The sequence below is a fragment of the Nocardia aurea genome (assembly GCF_003123685.1).
In the GTDB taxonomy this organism is placed as follows: Bacteria; Actinomycetota; Actinomycetes; order Mycobacteriales; family Mycobacteriaceae; genus Nocardia; species Nocardia aurea.
The window spans coordinates 42004-62228 of sequence record NZ_QCYJ01000131.1 but is presented as its reverse complement, the minus strand read 5'-3'; the positions used below and the strand labels follow the sequence as shown (position 1 = coordinate 62228).

At 69.2% G+C, this 20225-nt stretch carries 18 protein-coding genes; 11 read left to right on the top strand and 7 right to left on the bottom strand.

Annotation, left to right across the window (positions count from 1 at the left end):
• The first annotated feature begins 74 nt into the window (after positions 1–74).
• Complete coding sequence (locus DAT37_RS35040; protein WP_109529225.1) at positions 75–686, top strand: LppU/SCO3897 family protein; 612 nt, start codon at positions 75–77, stop codon at positions 684–686.
• A gap of 56 nt (positions 687–742) precedes the next feature.
• On the opposite strand, the gene DAT37_RS35035 is transcribed toward DAT37_RS35040, so the two are convergent.
• Entirely contained in the window at positions 743–2032 is a 1290-nt protein-coding gene (locus DAT37_RS35035; RefSeq protein ID WP_109529224.1) for an MFS transporter, read from the bottom strand.
• 40 nt (positions 2033–2072) lie between these two features.
• Between DAT37_RS35035 and DAT37_RS35030 the strand changes: the two genes are divergently transcribed.
• Together DAT37_RS35030 and DAT37_RS35025 are read left to right on the top strand one after the other, a co-directional pair.
• Positions 2073–3047, top strand: coding sequence for an AraC family transcriptional regulator (locus tag DAT37_RS35030; RefSeq protein ID WP_109529223.1), 975 nt, complete (start codon positions 2073–2075; stop codon positions 3045–3047).
• Positions 3044–3466, top strand: a complete 423-nt coding sequence (locus DAT37_RS35025) for an acyl-CoA thioesterase (RefSeq protein ID WP_109529222.1) — start codon at positions 3044–3046, stop codon at positions 3464–3466. The genes DAT37_RS35030 and DAT37_RS35025 overlap by 4 nt, the downstream gene beginning before the upstream one ends.
• Before the next feature lies 1 nt (position 3467).
• On the opposite strand, the gene DAT37_RS35020 is transcribed toward DAT37_RS35025, so the two are convergent.
• On the bottom strand, positions 3468–4271 hold the full coding sequence (locus DAT37_RS35020; RefSeq protein ID WP_109529221.1) for an SDR family oxidoreductase: 804 nt from the start codon (positions 4269–4271) through the stop codon (positions 3468–3470).
• A gap of 42 nt (positions 4272–4313) precedes the next feature.
• Positions 4314–4829 (bottom strand): Lrp/AsnC family transcriptional regulator, encoded by a 516-nt coding sequence (locus DAT37_RS35015; protein WP_109529266.1) that lies wholly within the window; start codon positions 4827–4829, stop codon positions 4314–4316.
• A gap of 160 nt (positions 4830–4989) precedes the next feature.
• Between DAT37_RS35015 and pdhA the strand changes: the two genes are divergently transcribed.
• Genes pdhA through DAT37_RS35000 form a run of 3 tightly spaced genes read left to right on the top strand, consistent with a single transcriptional unit; the run spans position 4990 to position 8434 of the window.
• Complete coding sequence (gene pdhA / locus DAT37_RS35010; protein WP_109529220.1) at positions 4990–6102, top strand: pyruvate dehydrogenase (acetyl-transferring) E1 component subunit alpha; 1113 nt, start codon at positions 4990–4992, stop codon at positions 6100–6102.
• Entirely contained in the window at positions 6099–7076 is a 978-nt protein-coding gene (locus DAT37_RS35005; RefSeq protein ID WP_109529219.1) for an alpha-ketoacid dehydrogenase subunit beta, read from the top strand. The genes pdhA and DAT37_RS35005 overlap by 4 nt, the downstream gene beginning before the upstream one ends.
• Before the next feature lie 29 nt (positions 7077–7105).
• A complete protein-coding gene (locus tag DAT37_RS35000; RefSeq protein WP_109529218.1) occupies positions 7106–8434 on the top strand; it encodes a dihydrolipoamide acetyltransferase family protein in 1329 nt (442 codons plus the stop codon).
• Positions 8435–8476: 42 nt separating this feature from the next.
• Here the strand turns inward: DAT37_RS35000 and DAT37_RS34995 are convergent, their stop codons facing one another.
• Positions 8477–9901, bottom strand: coding sequence for a benzoate/H(+) symporter BenE family transporter (locus DAT37_RS34995; protein WP_232840194.1), 1425 nt, complete (start codon positions 9899–9901; stop codon positions 8477–8479).
• Between the two features lie 198 nt (positions 9902–10099).
• Here DAT37_RS34995 and DAT37_RS34990 point away from each other — a divergent pair, with 198 nt between their 5' ends.
• Positions 10100–10933, top strand: a complete 834-nt coding sequence (locus DAT37_RS34990) for a sulfurtransferase (protein WP_109529217.1) — start codon at positions 10100–10102, stop codon at positions 10931–10933.
• A 103-nt stretch (positions 10934–11036) separates the two neighbouring features.
• Here the strand turns inward: DAT37_RS34990 and DAT37_RS34985 are convergent, their stop codons facing one another.
• Positions 11037–11714 (bottom strand): HNH endonuclease family protein, encoded by a 678-nt coding sequence (locus DAT37_RS34985; RefSeq protein WP_109529216.1) that lies wholly within the window; start codon positions 11712–11714, stop codon positions 11037–11039.
• Between the two features lie 113 nt (positions 11715–11827).
• A complete protein-coding gene (locus DAT37_RS34980) occupies positions 11828–12190 on the bottom strand; it encodes a hypothetical protein (RefSeq protein ID WP_109529215.1) in 363 nt (120 codons plus the stop codon).
• Positions 12191–12412: 222 nt separating this feature from the next.
• Between DAT37_RS34980 and DAT37_RS34975 the strand changes: the two genes are divergently transcribed.
• The 4 genes from DAT37_RS34975 (at position 12413) to DAT37_RS34960 (ending at position 19816) form a co-directional block, all read left to right on the top strand.
• The gene (locus tag DAT37_RS34975) at positions 12413–15250 is read left to right on the top strand and encodes a DEAD/DEAH box helicase (RefSeq protein WP_109529214.1); all 2838 of its coding nucleotides are present in this window, start codon (positions 12413–12415) and stop codon (positions 15248–15250) included.
• Complete coding sequence (locus DAT37_RS34970) at positions 15247–16014, top strand: SWIM zinc finger family protein (protein WP_109529213.1); 768 nt, start codon at positions 15247–15249, stop codon at positions 16012–16014. Before DAT37_RS34975 ends, DAT37_RS34970 begins: the two co-directional genes overlap by 4 nt.
• A gap of 328 nt (positions 16015–16342) precedes the next feature.
• Entirely contained in the window at positions 16343–18511 is a 2169-nt protein-coding gene (locus DAT37_RS34965; RefSeq protein ID WP_109529212.1) for an acyl-CoA dehydrogenase, read from the top strand.
• 522 nt (positions 18512–19033) lie between these two features.
• Complete coding sequence (locus tag DAT37_RS34960; protein WP_109529211.1) at positions 19034–19816, top strand: helical backbone metal receptor; 783 nt, start codon at positions 19034–19036, stop codon at positions 19814–19816.
• Here DAT37_RS34960 and DAT37_RS34955 read toward each other — a convergent pair.
• Entirely contained in the window at positions 19801–20208 is a 408-nt protein-coding gene (locus tag DAT37_RS34955) for a DUF3224 domain-containing protein (RefSeq protein ID WP_109529210.1), read from the bottom strand. The two genes, DAT37_RS34960 and DAT37_RS34955, sit on opposite strands and share 16 nt — an antisense overlap.
• Positions 20209–20225 lie beyond the last annotated feature (17 nt).

Here is a 20225-nt window from a genome sequence, read left to right as displayed (position 1 = left end):
CGGCCGGAATCCGATACATTTGCCGCCAGAGTTGCCCGCCGGACGGCGGTGAGTTCGACCCAGGGAGAGTACGTATGAGCACGCCGCCGCAATACCCGCGGCAGATACCCGCCGACCCCGCCCCGGGTGATGTGGACCACCTATCGGAGTCCGACGACTATTCGCCCGACGACGAACACGGCGAGAGCACTCTGGTGGCGGTACTCAAACTCCTCGGTGTATTCGTGGTGCTCGGACTGGCGATATTCGCGGCGCGCACGTATTTCGCGACCGGCGACGAGCCGGTCCGGGTCGGCAGCTGCGGGAAACTCTCCGGCAGCACGGTCGAAGCCGAATTCGCGGTCGCCGAATGCGCTGACGCCGACGCCAACTACGTGGTGGCCCAGCGGCTCGACGGTGTCGACGCGGAATGCGCGAGCGCCGACTACGCGAGTTACTACCAGACCTCCGGCGCCGAGTACACGCTCTGCCTTCGCCTCAATGTCGGGGAAGGCGACTGCGTCGACAGCGCGCTGATGGGTGCGAGCACGCGGGTGGCCTGTACGGCCGCGGCCGATTTCAAGGTCGCCCGGATCGTGCGCGGCACCGCCGACCGTTCGGCCTGCGGCAGCGCCGCGATCGACGGGGACACCATCGTCTACCCGCAACCGGAACCGATGACGCTCTGCCTGGCCCCGCCGGTCTGAGCGGTGCCCGCCGTCGTGTAACCGGTACCGGGCGTGCGATTTCCGGCGGGACGTGACTAGGTGACGGCCCGCCGCCGCTCGCCGTCGACCGGGGCGACGATGCCCGCGAACCGTTCGCAGACCAGGATCGCCACCAGCGGCACGGCCAACGCGGCGGTCAACGGGACGATCGCGGTCAGCCAGCCGATGAGCGCGGGTCCGGCGAGTAGGCCGAGATAGCCGATGCTGAAGACGCGTGACATGTCGGTGGCGACGGTCACCGAGCCGAGATTGCCCGCGGCGGTGAAGATCTGCGGGATCACCCCCGACAGTCCGAGCCCGACGCAGGCCCAACCGAGCAGGGTCAGTGGCGTCCACACCGACGCCATGATCACCGCGAGTCCGCCCGCGCAGATCAGCGTCCCGTAGCGCACCACCGCGACCGGGCCGAACGCGCCCGCGAGGCGATCGGTGGCGAATCGTCCCGCGGTCATGGTGCAGGAGAAACCGGCGAAAGCCAGTGCGGCGGTGGCCTCGTCGGTGCCGAGATGGTCGCGCACCTGTAGCGCGCTCCAGTCCGCGGCCGCGCCCTCGGTCAGCAGGCAGATGAAGGCGACGGCGGCGAGTCCGAAGACCTTCTTCGTGCGATCGGAGGCCCGAAGGGCACCCGGCGCGTCGCCCGGATCGGAAACCGCCGCTCCCGAGGCGGGAACCGACGCGATCTCGACCGTGTCGGAGACGAATTCGGTGCCGGGCTCGCGCAGGAGCAGCGGAACCGCCGCCGCGACGAGCCCGAGCCCGGCCGCCGCGGCGATCGTCAGCGTCAGCCTGATATCCATCCCGGCTCGCAGTGCCGCCGCGCCCGCGAGAGAACCGAGAAGTCCGCCGCCGGAGAAGAAGGCGTGGAAGGCCGACATCACGGGCCTGCCGTAGGCGCGTTCGACGTGTACCGCCTGGGTGTTCATCGACACGTCGAGCGCCCCGTTGCCGAATCCGAAGCAGGCCAACGCGATCGCCAAACCGACGGGGCCTGTGGCCAGGCCGGGGCCGATCACCGTGACCGAGATCAGGCACGCCGCCACCGCCACCATGGTGCGGCTGCCGAAGCGATCGGCCAGCGGGCCGCTGATCCGCATGCCGATCAGCGCCGCACCGGCGAGTATCAGGATGAAGCTGCCCAGTGTGGATTTCGCGATTCCGGTCCGATCGCAGACCGCGGGGATGTGCACCACCCACAGCGCGAGCAGACAGCCGTTCAGCGCGAACACCGCGAACACCGCCGCGCGCGCCAGGCGCAGCCTGCGGTCGACCGTCGGAACCGGCACCCGTTCAACGGTACCGACGATCGGTCCCGCGCGGGACGGCATTCGTCCGAGTACCGGCGGCGCCCGCGTCTACCCTGGTGAGGTGGATGTCCTCGCCGGCCTGCTCGAAGGTCCACGCGCCAGGGGTGCGTTCGTGGTCTGCTCGCTGCTCGACCCGCCCTGGTCACTGCGGATACAGGACGAGTCGCCCTTGACCGTGCTGTCCATCGTCCGAGGGACGGCCTGGATCATCCCCGACGCCGATCCGAAACGGCCCGAATCCGCCGCGCCGCGCAGGCTGGAGGCGGGTGATATCGCGATCTCGCGCGGGCCCCGCCCTTACACCGTCGCCGACGCACCGGAGACGACCCCGCAGATCCTCATCCACCCGGGCCAGATCACGACCACCCTCGACGGCGAATTGCTTTGCGAGGCACTGACACTCGGCGTGCGACAGTGGGGGACCGATCCGGACGGGGCCACCATGATGGTGACCGGCACCTACGAATCCGCGGGTGCGGTGAGTCAACGGCTGTTGCGTGCGCTGCCGCCGTTCGTCGTCCTGCGTCGCGGTGAATTCGACGGCCGCGTCCTCGACCTGTTGGCGGACGAGGCGACCAGGGACGAACCGGCCCAGGGCGCGGTCCTGGATCGACTGCTCGATCTGGTGCTCATCACCGCGTTGCGCGCCTGGTTCGCGGGCAACGAGGCGCCCGCCTGGTACCACGCCTACACCGATCCGCTGGTCGGCAAGGCACTACGGCTGTTGCAGCACAATCCGGCGCACGGCTGGACGGTCGCGGGTCTGGCGGAGGCGGTCGGGGTGTCGCGGGCCGCGCTGGCTCGCCGGTTCACCGATCTGGTCGGCGAACCGCCGATGGCCTTCCTCACCGAGTGGCGGCTCGAACTCGCCGCCGATCTACTGCAAGGTTCCGAGGCGACCATCGAGGCCATCGCCAGGCAGGTCGGGTACGGCAGCGCCTTCGCGCTCAGCGCCGCGTTCAAACGCCATTTCGGCGTCAGCCCGCGCGACCACCGGCACGGCGCGACACCCGCTGAGCTATCGTCGGCGGGGTGACGCAGCAGTATCCAGTGCTCTGGCCGGTGCCGACCAGGTGGGCGGACAACGACCACTACGGCCACGTGAACAACGTGACGTACTACTCGTATTTCGACACCGCGGTCAACGCCTGGCTCATCGACGCCACCGGCACCGACATCAGGAATCTGCCCGCACTCGGGGTGGTCGCGCAGACCTCGTGCCAGTACCACGGTTCGCTCAGTTTCCCCGATCAACTGCGCGTCGGCCTGCGCGTCTCGCGTCTGGGCCGTTCCAGCATCACCTACGACCTCGCGATCTTCCGCGAGGCCGACGGTGCGCTGGAACTGGCGGCCACCGGTGTCTTCGTACACGTCTACGTCGATTCGGAGACGCGTAAGCCGGTCGAGATCCCCGAGGTCATCCGCACGGCGGCGACCACGCTGGTCACCGACTGAATCAGGCCTGAAGGGCGGCCTGGAAGCGGCGCATGCCGTCGATCCAGCGGTCGTAGTCCGAACCCTTGTGGCGGTACATCTTCAGCACCTCGGGATGCGGCAGGATCAGGAATCGCTCGCTGTCGATACCGGCGACCACCGATTCGGCGACCTCCTCGGTGCTGAGCACCGGACCCGCCGTGGTGACCGCCTTGACGGCCAGTTCGGCCGCCTCGGGGTTGTCGGGGATCAGATCCTTCTGGAGCAACCGGGTGTCGACGCCCATGGGGCACAGGCAGCTGACGCGAACACCTTTGTCGCCGTAGGTGATCGAGAGCCATTCGGCGAATCCGACGGCGGCGTGCTTGGTCACCGAGTACGGGGCGGAGCCGATCTGGGTGAGCAGGCCCGCGGCCGAGGCGGTCGACAGGAAATAGCCCTCGCCGCGTTCGACCCAGCCCGGCACGAGCAGTCGGGCGGCGCGCACATGCGACAGCACATTGATCTCGATCGACGCCGACCATTGCGCGTCGGTGCTGTCCAGCCCCGGCCCGCCGCCGATACCCGCGTTGGCGACGAACAGGTCGACCGGCCCGAACGCCTCCTCGGCGCGGTCGATCAACTGCTGGATCACCTTCTCGTCGGCGACGTCACCGCCGACCGCGACCGCGGCGGAACCGATGGATTCGGCGACCGCCGCCGCCGAGTCCGCGTTCAGATCGGCGAGGACCACCTTCGCGCCGCCCGCCGCCAGTCGCCGCGCCACCGCCGCTCCGATACCGGCCCCGGCTCCCGTGACGATCGCAACCTTGTCCGTAATCTCCATGTTCGGACCATAGCGGGCAATGCCGGAAAGAGACACACTGAACTACACGTCGCTTTTTCCCGACTGGTCGCGCCCGGCCAGTCGTTCGAGTAGCGGAGCGGTGCGCGGGCCGACCAGCGAGCGCATCACCAGGGCCATATTCGTCCGTTCGACGCCGGGAATCTTCAGGATCCGCCCGGTGATCCGATACAGATCGTCGGCGTCGCGCGCGACCACCCGAACCGTGAGATCGGTCTGACCGGTGAGGCCGCAGACCTCGGTGACCTCGGGGACCTCGCCGAGTTCGGCGACCACCGAATCGAGACGATGCTGATCGAGCACCACCGCGACGAACGCCGAGAGCGGATAGCCCAGTGCCCGCGGTTCCACCCGCAACTCGAAACTGCCGAGTACCCCGGCCGCCTCCCATCGCGACATCCTGGCCTGCACGGTATTGCGGGACAGGCCGAGGCGGGACGCGAGTTCGACGCCGGTCGCGCGGGGATTGGCGACGAGTTCGAGCAGTAGGCGCGCGTCGGTGGCGTCCAGCGTCGCCTCGGCGGATTCCTTGCCGGTCATGGAATGCAGTATGCCATCCGAAATGGTGGCCGAATTGTGCATTGTGCTCATCGAGTACCTGCCTGATTGCGCGTTAGGCTATGTAGTGAAAGGTGTGAAGTAGAGCACAGTGCGAGAGCGGGGGGCGTGCCACAGACGGACGGTCAGGAGGCGATCGGCGATGACGGACAAACCCGCGTATCCGGTCCAGTTGGTCCAGCCCGATGGACGCAGGGTGCTCGATCGTGAGCACGCCGCGCTCGTCGCCGATATCGGTACCGTGCGATTGCGGGCCCTGTACGAGGACCTGGTCGTCTCCCGGCGTATCGATACCGAGGCGACGGCACTGCAACGGCAGGGACAGCTCGGCCTGTGGCCGCCGCTACTCGGCCAGGAAGCCGCCCAGGTGGGGTCGGCCCGCGCGTTGCACACCGACGACTACGTCTTCTGCAGTTACCGGGAGGCGGCGGTCGCCTACTGTCGCGGTGTCGATCCCGGCGATCTGACGCGGCTGTGGCGCGGGGCCGCACACCACTGCTGGGATCCCGCCGAGATCAATATGACGAATCCGAATATCGTCGTCGGCTCGCAGGGGCTGCACGCCACCGGTTACGCCTACGCCGCCCACCTGGACGGCGCGGAGATCGCCGCCATCGCGTATTTCGGCGACGGCGCGAGCAGTCAGGGCGATATCGCCGAGGCTATGGGGTTCGCCGCGAGCTGGGGCGCGCCGGTGGTGTTCTTCTGCCAGAACAACCACTGGGCGATCAGCGCTCCGGTCCGGGTGCAGAGTGCCACGCCGATCGTGCAAAGGGCGTTCGGGTACGGCATCCCCGGCGTGCAGGTCGACGGGAACGACGTACTCGCCGTGCTCGCGGTGACCAGGAGGGCGATCGCGCGTGCCCGGGGTGGCGGCGGTCCGTCCTTCATCGAGGCGCTGACCTATCGGATGGGGCCGCACACCACCGCCGACGATCCCACCCGCTACCGCTTCGACGCGGAAACCGAGCAGTGGAAGCGCCGCGATCCGATCGATCGGCTCCGCAGACTCCTCGAACGCGAGGGGAGCTGGGACGGGGAATTCGAGGCGCGGGTCGCCGCGCGGGCCGACGAGGTGGCCCACCGGCTGCGCACCGCGACCATCGATATGCCCGACCCCGACCCCGCCGGGCTGTTCGATCACGTCTACGCCACCCCGCACCGGCTGCTCACCGAGCGGCGGCGGGCCCACGCGGAGTACCTCGCCGGCGATCCCGGCGCGGGCTCCGCGGTACCGGAAGGAGTCCGCCCATGATCACCACCTTCGCCGCCGCGCTCAATACCGGTCTGCGCCGGGCGTTGGAGGACGATCCGAAGGTCGTGCTGATGGGGGAGGACATCGGCAGGCTGGGTGGTGTCTTCCGGGTCACCGACACCTTGCAGAAGGATTTCGGCGACAACCGGGTCATCGATACGCCGCTCGCCGAATCCGGCATCGTGGGAACGGCTTTCGGGATGGCATTGCGCGGGTATCGGCCGGTGTGTGAGATACAGTTCGACGGGTTCGTCTATCCGGCCTTCGACCAGATCGTTTCGCAGGTGGCCAAAATTCATTACCGCACCGGGGGAAAGGTGACCGCTCCCATCACGATTCGCATACCATGCGGCGGCGGGATCGGCTCCGTCGAACATCACTCCGAGTCGCCGGAGGCGTATTTCGCCCATACCGCCGGATTGCGCGTGGTGATACCCAGTACTCCCGAAGACGCCTATCACATGGCGCGCCAAGCGATCGCGCTCGACGATCCGGTGATCTTCTTCGAACCGAAACGACGCTACTGGGATCGCGCCGAGGTCGATTTCGACGCCGAGCCCGAACTGCCGTTGGATCGTGCGCGGATCTGCGTCAGCGGCACCGACGCGACGATCGCCGCGTACGGCGGCACCGTCGCCACCGCCCTCACCGCCGCGAGAATCGCGGCCGAGGAGGGACATTCGCTGGAGGTGATCGATCTGCGCAGCCTCGCGCCGATCGATTTCGACACCATCGAGGAATCGGTCACCAAGACCGGAAGGCTCGTCGTCGTCCACGAAGCTCCGGTCACCGGCGGGCTGGGGGGTGAGATCGCGGCCGAGATCACCGAACGCTGCTTCTATCATCTGGAGGCGCCGGTACTTCGCGTCGGCGGCCACGATATTCCCTACCCCCCGGCGAAACTCGAGAAATATCACCTGCCGGACCCCGACCGCGTCCTGGCCGCGGTCGACCGTTCGCTGTCCGCCGCCTGACGTCCGACCGCCCAGTGAGAGGTGCCCCTGTGCAAGATGACGGCCACGTCCTGGAATTCCGGCTCCCGGATCTCGGGGAGGGTCTGGCGGACGCCGAACTGCTGTCGTGGTCGGTCGGCGTCGGGGACACCGTCGAGCTGAATCAGACGATCGCGGAGGTGGAGACGGCCAAAGCCGTGGTGGCGCTGCCGTCGCCGTTCTCCGGAACGGTCGTCGAACTGCTCGCGAAACCCGGTGACACCGTTCCGGTGGGAGCACCGTTGATCCGGGTGCGCAACGATCTCGCCGTCGCCGCGGCGCCCGAGGCCAACGGTGACCGCCGCACCTCGGTGCTGGTGGGTTACGGTCCGGAAGGCGAACCCGAATCCCGCCGACCCCGTCCCGCGCGGCAGGCCGAACCCACGGCGCCGCAGCAGGATCGGGAGCCGTCGAATGCCGGGCGCGCGGCCGCGACACCCGGTGCGCGCAAACTCGCCAAGGAACTCGGCATCGACCTGTGGTACATCGCGGGCTCGGGCCCCCGGGGCGCGGTGACCGTCGAGGACGTGCGCAGCGCGGTCCCGGTCTCCCAGCCCCGCACTCTCGCCCGTCCGGCGACGACAACGGCCGCCGCCGCGCCCGGGGGCAGCAGCGGGGAAGGTCTCATCAGACCCGCGGCCAGGGAGACTCGCACCCCGATCGCGGGAATCCGCAAACGCATCGCCGGATCGATGACCGTGAGCGCCCGCACCATCCCGCAGGCCAGCACCTTTCTCACCGTGGATTTCACCGCGTCGATGGAACTGCTCGACCATCTGCGCAGTACCAAGGCCTTCTCCGACCTCGCCCCGACGGCGCTCGCGCTGATCGCCAAGGCCGTGATCGCCGGGATCACCGAATTCCCCGGTGTCAACGCGACCTGGGACGACGCCAACCAGCAGATCGTCACCAAGCACTACGTCAACCTCGGCATCGCGGTCGCGACCGAACGCGGACTGCTCGTCCCCAATCTCAAGGAAGCGCAGAGCCTGAGCCTGCGTGACCTGTGCCGGGAGATCGGCTGGCTGGCCGAGACCGCGCGCGCCGGTAACGCGACACCGGTCGACCTGCGCGGCGGCACTTTCACCCTCACCAATATCGGGGTTTTCGGCGTGGATACCGGTGTGCCGCTCGTCAATCCCGGCGAGGGCGCGATCCTGTGCGTCGGCTCGATCAGGAAACGCCCGTGGGTGGTCCGTGACGAACTCGCGGTCCGCTGGGTCACCACACTCGGGGTCAGCTTCGATCACCGCATGATCGACGGTGAGCTGGCCGCGCGCTTCCTCGCGACGGTGGGCGGTCTGCTCGAGGACCCGTTGACATTGCTCAGCCGCGCCTGAGACGAGCACCCTCGATCGCGGCAGCACCGCCCGCGCGGCGGCTCAGTCCCGGTGATCGAGGACGCGGCGGACCACCAGGCCCGCGATCAATGCCCAGAAGGCCGCGCCGATTCCGAGGAAGCCGACGCCGGACGCGGCGATCAGGAAGGTGACGACGCCCGCTTCCCGGTGTCGTTCCGATCTCAGCGCGCCCGCCAGCGCCGCCGCCAGCGTGGCGAGCAGGGCCAGACCCGCGACGGTTTCGAGGGTGCCCGCAGGCGCGGCCGCGATGAACGTCACCAGTGCGGCGGAGCCGAGGGCGAGCAGCAGGTAGGCGCAGCCCGCGGTGACGGCCGCGATCCAGCGGCGTCTCGGGTCGGGGTGGGCGGCGGGCGCCGCGGACAGCGCCGCGCTGATCGCCGCCAGATTGATGGCGTGCCCGCCCGCGGGCGCGCCGAGAACGGTGCCGATCCCGGTGACGGTCATCGCCGCCCGCCACGGCACCCGGTAGTCGAAGGAGCGCATCACGGCGGTGCCCGGAATGTTCTGCGACGCCATGGTGACGATGTAGAGGGGTATCGCGACCCCCAGCATCGCCTGCCAATTCCAGTGCGGCAGTGTCAGTTCCACCGAGGGGACCATCGCGGACAGGTCCAGGCTCCGATGTCCGGCGACGATGCTGACACCGGCCCCGATCACGGCGGTCACGAACGCGGCGATCACCGCCCAGCGTTTCGCGAAGCGCTGCAACACCACCCAGACCACGATCACCGGCACCACCACACCCGGACTGGTGTGCACCGCCTCGACCGGTGCCAGACACAGCGGAACGAGCACCCCGGCCAACATCGCCTGGGCGATCTCCACCGGGATCGCCGCGACCAGATTGCCCAGCCGCTGCCACAATCCGGTGATCACCACCAGGACGCCGGTCAGCGCGAACGCCCCCACCGCGGCGGCCCAGCCGCCCGACACCGCACCCGTACTCGCCAGCAGCGCGGCTCCCGGCGTCGACCACGCAAGGGTGATCGGCATCCGGTACCGATAACTGAGCAGGATCATCCCGACGGCCTGGGTGACACACAGTGCGAGCAGCCCCGACGCGGCCTGCGCGTGCGTCGCGCCCACCGCGCTCAACCCGCTCAGCACCACCGCGAACGAACTGGTGAACCCGACGAGCGCGGTCACCACCCCCGCGCCGATCGGCTGCGCGATACCGGAGTCTGCGACCGGCGCGGAATCCGCGATGACCTCGTTGCCCGGCACGGCCGCCCCCGGTGGGCTCGGTGTGCCGACGGCCGTGGTCGCCGGATCGGGTCCGGATTCCGCGACATGGCCCGCCGACGGCCCGTGGGTGGATTCGGGCGCGGCCACCGATTCGCCCCTCGCCAACTGTGCCGACTGTGCCGACTGTGCCGACTGCGGCGACGCCGGTGATTCCGCCGCGTCGGTGCCCGGCTCGTCCCGCGCCGCTGGAATCTTCGACATTGCACGGATCTTTCCGCCGGTCGCACGGCGTGTCACCTGCCAGTCGGCGGAAACTGGCCTGAATTGTTCCCGCGAGATGTGACCATGGCGATACGGGGGTAGCGTCGCGAACTGCCCTCCTTCATTCCGCGGGGTGAAGCGATATGCGCGCGGGTCGTGCGTAGGGTGAGGGCGTCGGTGCGCGAGATGCGAATCTGAATGAGGAGTCATGGCGTGAGCGCGGTACTGATTTCGGCAACGGAACTCGGAGAAGCGTTGGCGGGCGGCAATACTCGGCTGCTCGATATTCGATGGGCGCTCGGCGACCCGGACGGTCCCCAGCACTATCTGGACGGCCACATCCCCGGTGCGGTCTTCGTCGACCTGGAGACCGAACTGGCCGCGCTGCCCACGCCGGCGAGCGGCAGGCATCCGCTACCCGATGTCGCGCAGTTGCAACGATGCGCGCGCAGCTGGGGGCTGCGGGTGGGCGAATCGGTGGTCGTCTACGACGCGACCGGCGGCATGGCCGCGGCCCGCGCCTGGTGGCTGTTGCGCTGGGCGGGGATCGAGGACGTCCGAATCCTCGACGGCGGGCTGCCCGCCTGGACGGCATCGGGCGGAGCCCTCGCGACGGGGCCCGAAACCGATCCCGAACCCGGCGACGTCAGCCTGGCGTCGGGCCGGTTGCCTGTGGTCGACGCCGACGCGGTCGCCCGCTGGCAGGGTGTGCTGCTCGACGCGCGAGCCTCCGAACGGTATCGCGGCGAGATCGAACCGATCGACCCCAAGGCCGGGCACATCCCCGGTGCGGTGAGCGCGCCGACGGCCGAGAATCTCGACGCCGACGGACGTTTCCGCGCCGCCGAGGATCTGCGCGAACGTTTCGCCGGATTGGGGCCGGGCCCGATCGCGGTCTACTGCGGTTCCGGCGTCACCGCCGCCCACCAGGTCGCCGCCCTCGCCGTGGTCGGCGTGGAAGCGGCGCTGTACCCGGGCTCGTGGTCGCAGTGGTCCAACGATCCCAAGCGCCCGGTCGCCACGGGAGTCTGACGCCGGGGGCATCGCGATGGTGGGCCACCAGCGCGTGGTCGGCCCTCGGGTCGAGTCGGCGAACCGGGTGCGAGGCCGCCGGCATCCGGCACCGGCATCCGGTTCACGGACACCCCCGCGCGACCTCGCGAAGGGCCGTTTCGTCGGCGGCCGTCACCGGAAGGTCGTAGTACACCGCGACCGTGAGGTATTTGGCGGCGTAGAAGCAGTGGTTGGCGGCGGCGGGCGGTAACCATTCGGCCGGGGTGCTGTCACCTTTGGCCTGATTGGTTTCCGCGTCGGTGGCGAGCAGATTGTTCTCGATGTCGTTGGCGAAAAGCACCCGTCGCTCGGGATGCCAGCGCGCGGCGCCCATATCCCAGGCCGCGGCCAGCGGATAGACGTGGTCGATCTGGACCGCGCGGGCCTCGGACTTGCTGAAGTCGACGCGCTGGCCCGTGTAGGGGTCGTCCAGGTTTCCCGACACGACGACGCAGTCGCGGGTGCCCGCCCGAAAGGTGACCGCCGTGAGCTGGGCCGCCAGCACATTGTTGCGGGTGTCGCAGCCGTCGTGACCCGCCGGTCCGGCGTGATCGTCGGTCCACGCCGGGCCGAATACGCAGGCCCGGCCGTCCGAGCAGTCCCGTTCGTAACCGCCCGGATGCGGGCGGGCGGCGACGACGCGCACCCGCGACAACAGATCGTTCAGCTGAACCCCGGGCGGGCTGCCCGGTGCGGGCGCGGTACCGACGTCGAGCGCGCATCCCGCGAGGGCGAGGGCTCCCGCCAGGACGAGCGGCATCCACCGGGGTGGTCCACCCGGGGAGAATTCTCGAGTATCGGCGCGCACCCGCCACTTGTACCCGGCGGCACCGACAGGATCCGGCGCCGCCGGATGTCAGTGCGGAGCGTGGTTCACAGCCAGGCCCGTGCGAGCAGTTCGTCCTCGGCGACCACGTTCGGGCGCGGCGGGAATCGGGTGGCCGCGATCGATTCGGTATGCGCGCCGTCGTGGCCGATCAACCACGAGCCGCCGCGTTCCTCGCATTCCGCGATCTTGGCGAAGGTCGTGAGGAGGAAGGTCACCGCGTCGGCCGGGTCGACCGTCCGGGCCAGCCGCTGTGATTCGCCCTGGCGGGAGAGATCGAGCCAGACCCCCGATTGACCGTCCAGTCGCATGTCGACGATCTTGTCGGCGTTGACGAAGGTGAATTTGCGCCGTTCCCACGGTGTGGTCGGCGTGAAGCTCTGCTCGAGTACCTGGAGCAGAATCGTCATGCTGCTGCCCTGCGCTTTCCTTGGACGCCCGGGCGGGTCGGCCACCCGGCGGTGATTCGCCGCGATGCCATGGCGACAGCGCCGCGATAACCATTCGGATAACGATTCAGATGCGATGACCTGCGGATATACCAGTTTATCCGCTCGGGTGCGGAAATCCAGGACGGTGCGATCGCGGAATTCGGCGCGACCGCTGTCGGAGCCACCTGATTGGATGGGCGGATGCTGCACGGTCTGTGGTCACCGGGGTCGGGGCTGCTGTTGTGGACCGACGACGACGAGGTTCCCGGCACACTTCCCGAGCCGCTCGGCGCGACGCTGCGCTCGTCGAAGTTCCGCCATCGTGCCGACGTCATGCGCGCCGAGGGGACCGACCGCGCGGAGATCGACCACGTGCGGGTGCACGCGATGGCGCCCGCGGCGGCGGCCACGGCGCTGCGGCAGCGATTGCCCGCCGAGGTCGTCTCCGGCGACCTGCGATATCTGGCCCACCTCGCGCACGGAATAGAACGGTGGGTGCGCGCCGGGCGCGTCGTACCGGAATTGCGCCGCGACGACGGTCAGTGGTGGGTGCGCTGGTGCCTGGTCGGGGGTGAACGCCAACGCGCCTGGCTCGCGGAAGCGGCGGTCGCCATGCCCGCCGCGCTCCAGGTGGCGGGCAGGCCCGCCGCGGTGCTGGAGGATCTGGTCGGCGAACTCACCGATCCGATCGCGCGGGAACTGCTCGAAGGGCAGTCCGCCTCGCACGCCTTGACGACCGCGCTGGTGGGGGACGTGCCGTTGGAAGGCGGCAGCCACCAGCTGGCCGAGACGCTGCAACGGTGGCGGGCCAGTCTCACCGTCGACCAGCCGGAACTGGTACTGCGACTGCTCGAGCCCGACGGCATGTTCGGCACCGACGACGAGTCGGTCGCGCTGTGGCGGCTGGAAGTCTGCCTGCGGCTGGCGGGTGAGGCCCCGGCTCCGATTCCGCTGCACGGTGATCCGAGCCTGGTGCGGACCACGATCGAGAAGTTGGGGGAGGCCCAGCGCGCCTATCCGCGTCTGCGTGATCTGCCCGGCGATCCGCAGAGCATGGACCTGCTGTTGCCGACTCCGGTCGTGGCCGATCTGGTCGAACACGGCGCGCACGCGCTGCGGGAGGCGGGCGTCGCCCTGCTGCTGCCGAGGGCCTGGAATATCTCCGCTCCGTCGCTGCGATTGCGGGTGGACAGCGCCGTCCCCGCCGCCGAGAGCACGGTCGGTATGCGCGGTCTGGTCTCCTACCGTTGGGAATTGGCGCTCGGCGATACCGTGCTCACCGCGGCCGAGATGGCCCGGCTGGTCAGCGGTAAATCCGACCTGGTGCAGCTGCGCGGCGAATGGGTGCAGGCCGATCACAAGGTGCTCGCCGCGGCGGCGCGCTACGTCGCCGCCCACACCGACCCCGCGCCGATCACCCTGGCCGATATGCTCGGCGAACTCGGCAGCGGGCGGGTCGACAAGGTGCCGATCACCGAGGTCACCGCGACCGGCTGGGCGGCCGAACTGTTCGACGCGCAACACGAGGTCGAACCCGTGGAACCACCGGTCGGGCTGAAAGCGCAGCTGCGGCCCTACCAACGTCGCGGGGTGACCTGGCTGGCCACCATGAGCCGCATGGGATGCGGCGCGATCCTGGCCGACGATATGGGACTCGGCAAGACCATCCAGGTACTCGCCCTGCTCCTGCACGAACGTGAAGTCGCGCAGACCTTCCCGCGAACCGGCGCGGACGCGACGGCAACCCCCGGACCGACGCTGCTGGTCTGTCCGATGTCGGTGGTCGGCAACTGGCATCGCGAGGCACAGCGGTTCGCGCCCGACCTGCGGGTTCTCGTCCATCACGGCGTCGGGCGGCGGACCGGTCAAGAATTCGACGCGGCGGTGGCCGAAGCGGATCTGGTGATCACCACCTACGCGCTGCTCGCCCGCGATATCGACGATATGCGGCGCGGCGAATGGGAACGAATCGTGCTGGACGAGGCCCAGCACATCAAGAACGCGGGAACGAGACAGGCGCGCGCGGCACGCGCGGTGCCCGCGCGACACCGGCTGGCGCTCACCGGAACCCCGGTGGAGAACCGGTTGGAGGAATTGCGTTCGATCCTCGATTTCGCGATGCCGTCGCTGCTCGGTAGCGCCCAGACCTTCCGCGCGCGTTTCGCGGTGCCGATCGAACGCGAACAGGACCAGAACGCGATATCGCGGTTACGTTTTCTCACCCAGCCGTTCGTGCTGCGCCGCGTGAAAACCGATCCGGCGGTCATCTCCGATCTTCCGGAGAAATTCGAGATGACCGTGCGCGCGAATCTCACCGTCGAGCAGGCCGCCCTCTACCAGGCGGTGGTCGACGACATGCTCGCCAAGATCAAGGACGCCAAGGGGATGGCGCGCAAGGGGGCGGTCCTCGGCGCGCTGACCCGGCTCAAACAGGTGTGCAACCATCCGGCGCATTTCCTCGGCGACGGTTCGGCGGTGCTGCTGCGCGGTCACCATCGCTCCGGAAAATTGGCGCTGGTGGAGGACATTCTCGAATCCGTGCTCGCCGACGGCGAGAAAGCGTTGCTGTTCACCCAGTTCCGGGAATTCGGCGATCTCGTCGCGCCGTATCTGGTGGAGCGTTTCGGCTCCGAACTCCCGTTCCTGCACGGTGGGGTCGCCAAGAAACGCCGCGACGCCATGGTCGAACGATTCCAGTCCGGCGACGGACCGCCGCTGATGCTGCTCTCGCTCAAGGCCGGTGGCACCGGGCTGAATCTCACCGCGGCCAACCATGTCGTGCACCTGGACCGATGGTGGAATCCGGCGGTGGAGAACCAGGCCACCGACCGCGCGTTCCGCATCGGTCAGCGGCGTGACGTGCAGGTGCGCAAACTGGTGTGCGTCGACACCATCGAGGAGAAGATCGACGAGATGATCAACGGCAAACGTCATCTCGCGGAATTGGCGGTCGGCGCGGGCGAGAACTGGATCACCGAAATGGGGACCGACGAATTGCGCGAGTTGTTCGCGCTCGGCGCGGAGGCGGTCGGCGAATGAGCCCCTTCGAGGACTACCGCACATACGGAAAGCGTCGTCCGGTCGACGGCGGGGTCTCCGCGCGCAGCAGGCGCGGCGGCTTCGGCCGGACCTGGTGGGGAAAGGCCCTGATCGACGCGGTGGAGGCGATGGCGGAGCCGGGCCGCCTCGCGCGCGGGCGCACCTACGCGCGATCCGGTCAGGTGGTCAGCTATCGCATCGAACCCGGTGCGGTGACGGCGGAAGTACAGGGGAGCCAGCCGCGTCCGTTCACGGCGGTCTTCACCGTGCGCCCGTTGCGCGAGGAGGAATTGGCGCTGCTGATCGAGACGATTCGCACCGCGCCCGGCATGCTGGCCGAAATAGCCTCCGGCGCGCTGCCGAGCGGACTCGGACCGCATCTGCTCCCGACCACGGCGGCGGATCTGGATTTCACCTGCACCTGCCCGGATCCGGGCTGGCCGTGTAAGCATGTGGCCGCGGTCTGCTACCTGCTGGCCGAACGGCTCGACGAGCGTCCGCGGGAAATCCTCACCCTGCGCGGTCTGGACCTGGACACCCTCATCGGCGGAATCGAACGTGATCCGCAGCCGACGGTCTCCGATGATCCGTACGGGGATCGGGTCACGCTGCCGGATCTGCCGACCCCGGAATTCCGCCCCGCCGCCGACGATCTCGATCCGGTGATCCTGCGCCGCGCCTTGCGGATGCTGGCCGAGGACGAGTCGAGCGCGGCCGCCGGGCTGCGGGAACTGCGGGCGCTGTACGACGTGCTCGGGCGCTGAGTCCGGGCTCCCGGGCCCGGCCGCGCTGGTCGCGCGAAGACACGGGTACTCGGGTTCTGCGGAAACGCGGAGGTTGGCGGGCACCCGGCAGCGCAACCGACCAAGCCTCCCGGACTCGTTCGGGCGGAGTTCGCCCGGTCAGCGCGGATCGGTAGCTTCCTCGCGCCGGGTGCCGTTGACAATTCTGCTCCCATCGCGGCTCGGTGAGAATGCCCTACCGCTGTACCAGCACTGCCACGAACGCGGTGCGCTCGCTCCGGGGAAACCCGGGAACCGGTGATGTCGAGTCCGGTACCGTACGGCTGACGGTATGTCGAGGAGGACACCGATGGGTATCGCATTGACCGACGATCACCGCGAGCTCGCCGCGGTCGCGCGCGCGTTCCTGACTGGCCACAAAGCACGCTGGTCGGCGCGGGAACTGCTCGACTCCGCCGAGGAGGGCCGCCCACCGTTCTGGGCGGAGCTGGCCGGACTCGGCTGGCTCGGTCTGCATATCGACGCCGAATACGGCGGCTCCGGCTTCGGCCTGCCGGAACTGGTGGTGGTCGTCGAGGAGTTGGGCCGTGCCGTGGCCCCGGGACCGTTCGTTCCGACCGTGATCGCCTCGGCCGTGCTGGCGTCCCGTGGCAGCGAGGAACAGAAGTCGCGCCTGCTGCCGGGACTGGCCGACGGATCGGTGACGGCGGCCGTCGGCTTCGGCGGCGAGGTCGGTGTGGACGGCGACGGTCGCGCCGCTGGTTCGGCCGGTGTCGTCCTCGGCGCGGGCATGGCCGACCTGCTGCTCGTGCTCGCCGGTGACGATGTCGTGCTGGTGGAACGCGAACGCGAAGGCGTGTCGGTCGAGGTGCCTGCGAATCTGGATCCGACCCGCAGATCGGGCCGGGTCACCCTGCGCGATGTCGCGGTCGCGCCGTCCGATGTCGTGCCCGCGGCGCGTTCGACCGCACTCGCGCTGGCCAGGACCCTGCTGGCGGCCGAAGCCGTCGGCGGCGCCTCGGACTGTGTCGAGACCGCGGTCGACTACGCCAAGGTGCGCAAGCAGTTCGGTCGCACCATCGCGACTTTCCAAGCCGTCAAACATCATTGCGCGAACATGCTGGTGGCGGCCGAATCGGCGGTGGCCACGGTCTGGGACGCCGCGCGTGCCGCGAGTGCGGACGAGGAGCAGTTCGCGTTGATCGCGGCGGCCGCGGCCGCGCTCGCCCTGCCCGCCTACGTCCACAATGCCGAACTCGATATCCAGGTGCACGGCGGCATCGGATTCACCTGGGAGCACGACGCCCACCTGCATCTGCGCCGTGCGCTCGCCCTGCGGGCCCTGTTCGGCGGCGACGCGCCCGCCCGCGATGTCTTCACGATGACGGCGGCGGGTATCACCAGGGAGAACAGTCTCGACCTGCCCGAGGGGACCGAGGAATTGCGCGCGACGATCGCCGTCGAAGCGCGGCGCCTCGCGGCGCTGGAGGAGACCGCGCAGCGCGACGAACTGATCGCGACCGGCTACATCATGCCGCACTGGCCCCGGCCGTGGGGACGTGCCGCGAGCGCCGTCGAGCAGCTCGTCATCGAGGAGGAATTCACCCGAGCGGGTGTGCGGCGGCCCGACTACTCGATCACCGGGTGGGTCGTCCTGACCTTGATCCAGCACGGAACACCCTGGCAGATCGAACGATTCGTCGAGAAAGCGCTGCGCCAGGAAGAGGTCTGGTGCCAGCTGTTCTCCGAACCCGATGCCGGATCGGACGCGGCGGCGGTCAAGACCAAGGCCACGCGGGTCGAGGGCGGCTGGCGCATCGACGGGCAGAAGGTGTGGACCAGCGGCGCGCATTACAGCCGTCGCGGGCTGGCGACCGTGCGTACGAATCCGGATGTGCCGAAACACGCGGGCATCACCACGGTGATCATCGATATGGAAGCGCCCGGCGTGGAAGTGCGCCCGCTGCGCATGCTCATCGGCGGCTCGGAATTCAACGAGGTGTTCTTCACCGATGTCTTCGTGCCCGACGAGGATGTCGTCGGCGCGCCCGACACCGGGTGGACGGTGGCGCGCGCGACCCTGGGCAACGAACGCGTCAGCATCGGCGGCGGATCGGGGGCGGGCGTCTTTCCGGCGGGAACGCTGGTGCCCATGGTCGCCCGGTATCGGGATCGCTGCGCCGACGCCGACATCAGGGTCGGTCGATTCCTGGCGGAGGAGCACGCGCTGCGTCTGCTCAACCTGCGCCGGGCCGCCCGCAGTATCGAAGGCGCCGGGCCCGGTCCCGAAGGCAATATCACCAAACTCAAACTGGCCGAACATATCGGCGAGCGAGCGGCGATCATGGCCGCGCTGCTCGGCCCCGATCTCGCGCTGGCCGAGGGGCCCACGGAGCTGGCCGGGCTGATGGTGCTCGGCGCGCGCGGCATGGCGATCGCGGGCGGTACCTCGGAAGTGACGCGCAATCAGATCGCGGAGCGGATCCTCGGCATGCCCCGTGATCCGCTCGTCAGCTGACGTCGCGGGCATGATCCGGCCCCCTGCGTCGGATCATGCCGTCGCACCCTCGGCCCCGCGGCGGAGTGTCGGTAGCGGCTCCGTCGCGGATTCGCTTGTCGCGTAACGATCCCGCCGAGTCGGCTCCCCGGAGCCGGTGGTGGATCGTCGCGGCACGCGCGGCCGATAGTGAGCACCCGGCATCGAGGGCGATGGTTCTGCCGGACGAGCTCGGGACGGGACCTTGTCCGGTGGCTACCGGTCTCCCGGCGCCGGGTGCTTCTCCCAGTGTGGTCCCCTCGGGAGCGTGCGGCTACTGCCCGGTCACTGCCACTACGCCGTCCTTCGCGCGGTTCGATACCGGCCGTCCGCATTTCGCGCCCCCGGCAATGTCGTCGGTTTCGATCGATAGTGACGGATGTGAGCTGGGACAACGGGTGTCGGCGCAGGCGCGGTCGGGCAGAGTGGCGGCGCGTCCGGCGGCCGGCGCCGTGTCGCCACCCCGTCGCGGCACGCCCGCGACCCGCGCGGGACCATGGACCCATGAACTCGGTGCGCGTCGAACCGGACGATCTCGGCTTCGTGACGACACTGCCCGCCTCGATCCGGCGGGTGGTGTCGCTGGTGCCGTCGCTCACCGAATCGGTCGCCCACACCTGTCCCGAACTGCTGGTGGCGGCGACCGAATGGTGCACCCATCCCGGCGAACTCGATATCGAACGGGTGCGCGGCACGAAGAATCCCGATATCCGGCGCATCGTTGAACTCGCGCCGGATCTGGTGCTGTGCAACAAGGAGGAGAATCGGCGCATCGACGTCGACCGTCTGCGGTCCGCCGGAGTCGCGGTGTGGGTCACCGACATCGAAACCGTCGATCAGGCCATCGGCTCGCTGACCAGGATGTTCACCTCCGCCCTCGGTCTCGAGCGGCCGGGCTGGCTGATCGAGGCCGAATCCGTCTGGGCGGCACCGGCTCCGGAACCGTCGCGCGCCGCCGTGATCCCGATCTGGCGCGATCCGTGGATGGTGGTCGGCCGTGACACCTTCACCGGTGATCTCGCGGCCCGGCTCGGTCTGTGCCTGGTCCACGCGGTCCGCCCCGACCGCTACCCGAGGATCTCCGTCGACGAACTCACCGTCGACGTGGCGCTGGCGGTCCTACCCGACGAACCCTACGTCTTCACCGAATCCGATGGCCCCGAGGCGTTTCCGGGCATACCGGTCGCGCTGGTCTCCGGCCGCGATCTGACCTGGTACGGGCCGTCGCTCGTCACCGCGCGGGCCGCGCTGCTCGCTCGACTGGCCGACGCTCAGGTGAGGTCGTAGTCGAGCCGGAGGTGATGGGTGCCGTCGGCGTCGACGGTGATGTCGCCGGTTCCGGTGATACCGGCCAATTCTCCGGTGCCGCTGTGCGGAACGATCAGGAAGAACGGATCGCTGCGGTCCCGGCCGGAGGTGGTCGCCGAATGCAGGAAGTTGAAACTGCCCGCGCGGCCGGCGATCACGCCCTCGAACGATTCCATCGCCAGGTAGGTCCCGGTGCCGCTGTCCTGGTCGAACGCGGCGGTGAACACGGTGGCCGCCTGCCCGGCGATCTCACCGTCGAAGATCTTGGTCATGGTGGCCACGCCCACCGGCAGCGCGGTGACGACCACGGGTTCGACGACCACCTCGGCGGGGACGAAGGCGGTCACGGTGAAGGTGCCGGTTGCTTCCATGCGCGCGATGGTAGCGA

Bases quoted from the DNA above. Each gene is read 5' to 3' on its own strand.
- DAT37_RS35040 (WP_109529225.1), top strand. From the start codon at position 75: ATGAGCACGCCGCCGCAATACCCGCGGCAGATACCCGCCGACCCCGCC.
- DAT37_RS35035 (WP_109529224.1), bottom strand. From the start codon at position 2,032: ATGCCGTCCCGCGCGGGACCGATCGTCGGTACCGTTGAACGGGTGCCG.
- DAT37_RS35020 (WP_109529221.1), bottom strand. From the start codon at position 4,271: ATGGAGATTACGGACAAGGTTGCGATCGTCACGGGAGCCGGGGCCGGT.
- DAT37_RS35015 (WP_109529266.1), bottom strand. From the start codon at position 4,829: ATGACCGGCAAGGAATCCGCCGAGGCGACGCTGGACGCCACCGACGCG.
- pdhA (WP_109529220.1), top strand. From the start codon at position 4,990: ATGACGGACAAACCCGCGTATCCGGTCCAGTTGGTCCAGCCCGATGGA.
- DAT37_RS35005 (WP_109529219.1), top strand. From the start codon at position 6,099: ATGATCACCACCTTCGCCGCCGCGCTCAATACCGGTCTGCGCCGGGCG.
- DAT37_RS34995 (WP_232840194.1), bottom strand. From the start codon at position 9,901: ATGTCGAAGATTCCAGCGGCGCGGGACGAGCCGGGCACCGACGCGGCG.
- DAT37_RS34990 (WP_109529217.1), top strand. From the start codon at position 10,100: ATGAGGAGTCATGGCGTGAGCGCGGTACTGATTTCGGCAACGGAACTC.
- DAT37_RS34985 (WP_109529216.1), bottom strand. From the start codon at position 11,714: ATGCCGCTCGTCCTGGCGGGAGCCCTCGCCCTCGCGGGATGCGCGCTC.
- DAT37_RS34980 (WP_109529215.1), bottom strand. From the start codon at position 12,190: ATGACGATTCTGCTCCAGGTACTCGAGCAGAGCTTCACGCCGACCACA.
- DAT37_RS34975 (WP_109529214.1), top strand. From the start codon at position 12,413: ATGCTGCACGGTCTGTGGTCACCGGGGTCGGGGCTGCTGTTGTGGACC.
- DAT37_RS34970 (WP_109529213.1), top strand. From the start codon at position 15,247: ATGAGCCCCTTCGAGGACTACCGCACATACGGAAAGCGTCGTCCGGTC.
- DAT37_RS34965 (WP_109529212.1), top strand. From the start codon at position 16,343: ATGGGTATCGCATTGACCGACGATCACCGCGAGCTCGCCGCGGTCGCG.
- DAT37_RS34960 (WP_109529211.1), top strand. From the start codon at position 19,034: ATGAACTCGGTGCGCGTCGAACCGGACGATCTCGGCTTCGTGACGACA.
- DAT37_RS34955 (WP_109529210.1), bottom strand. From the start codon at position 20,208: ATGGAAGCAACCGGCACCTTCACCGTGACCGCCTTCGTCCCCGCCGAG.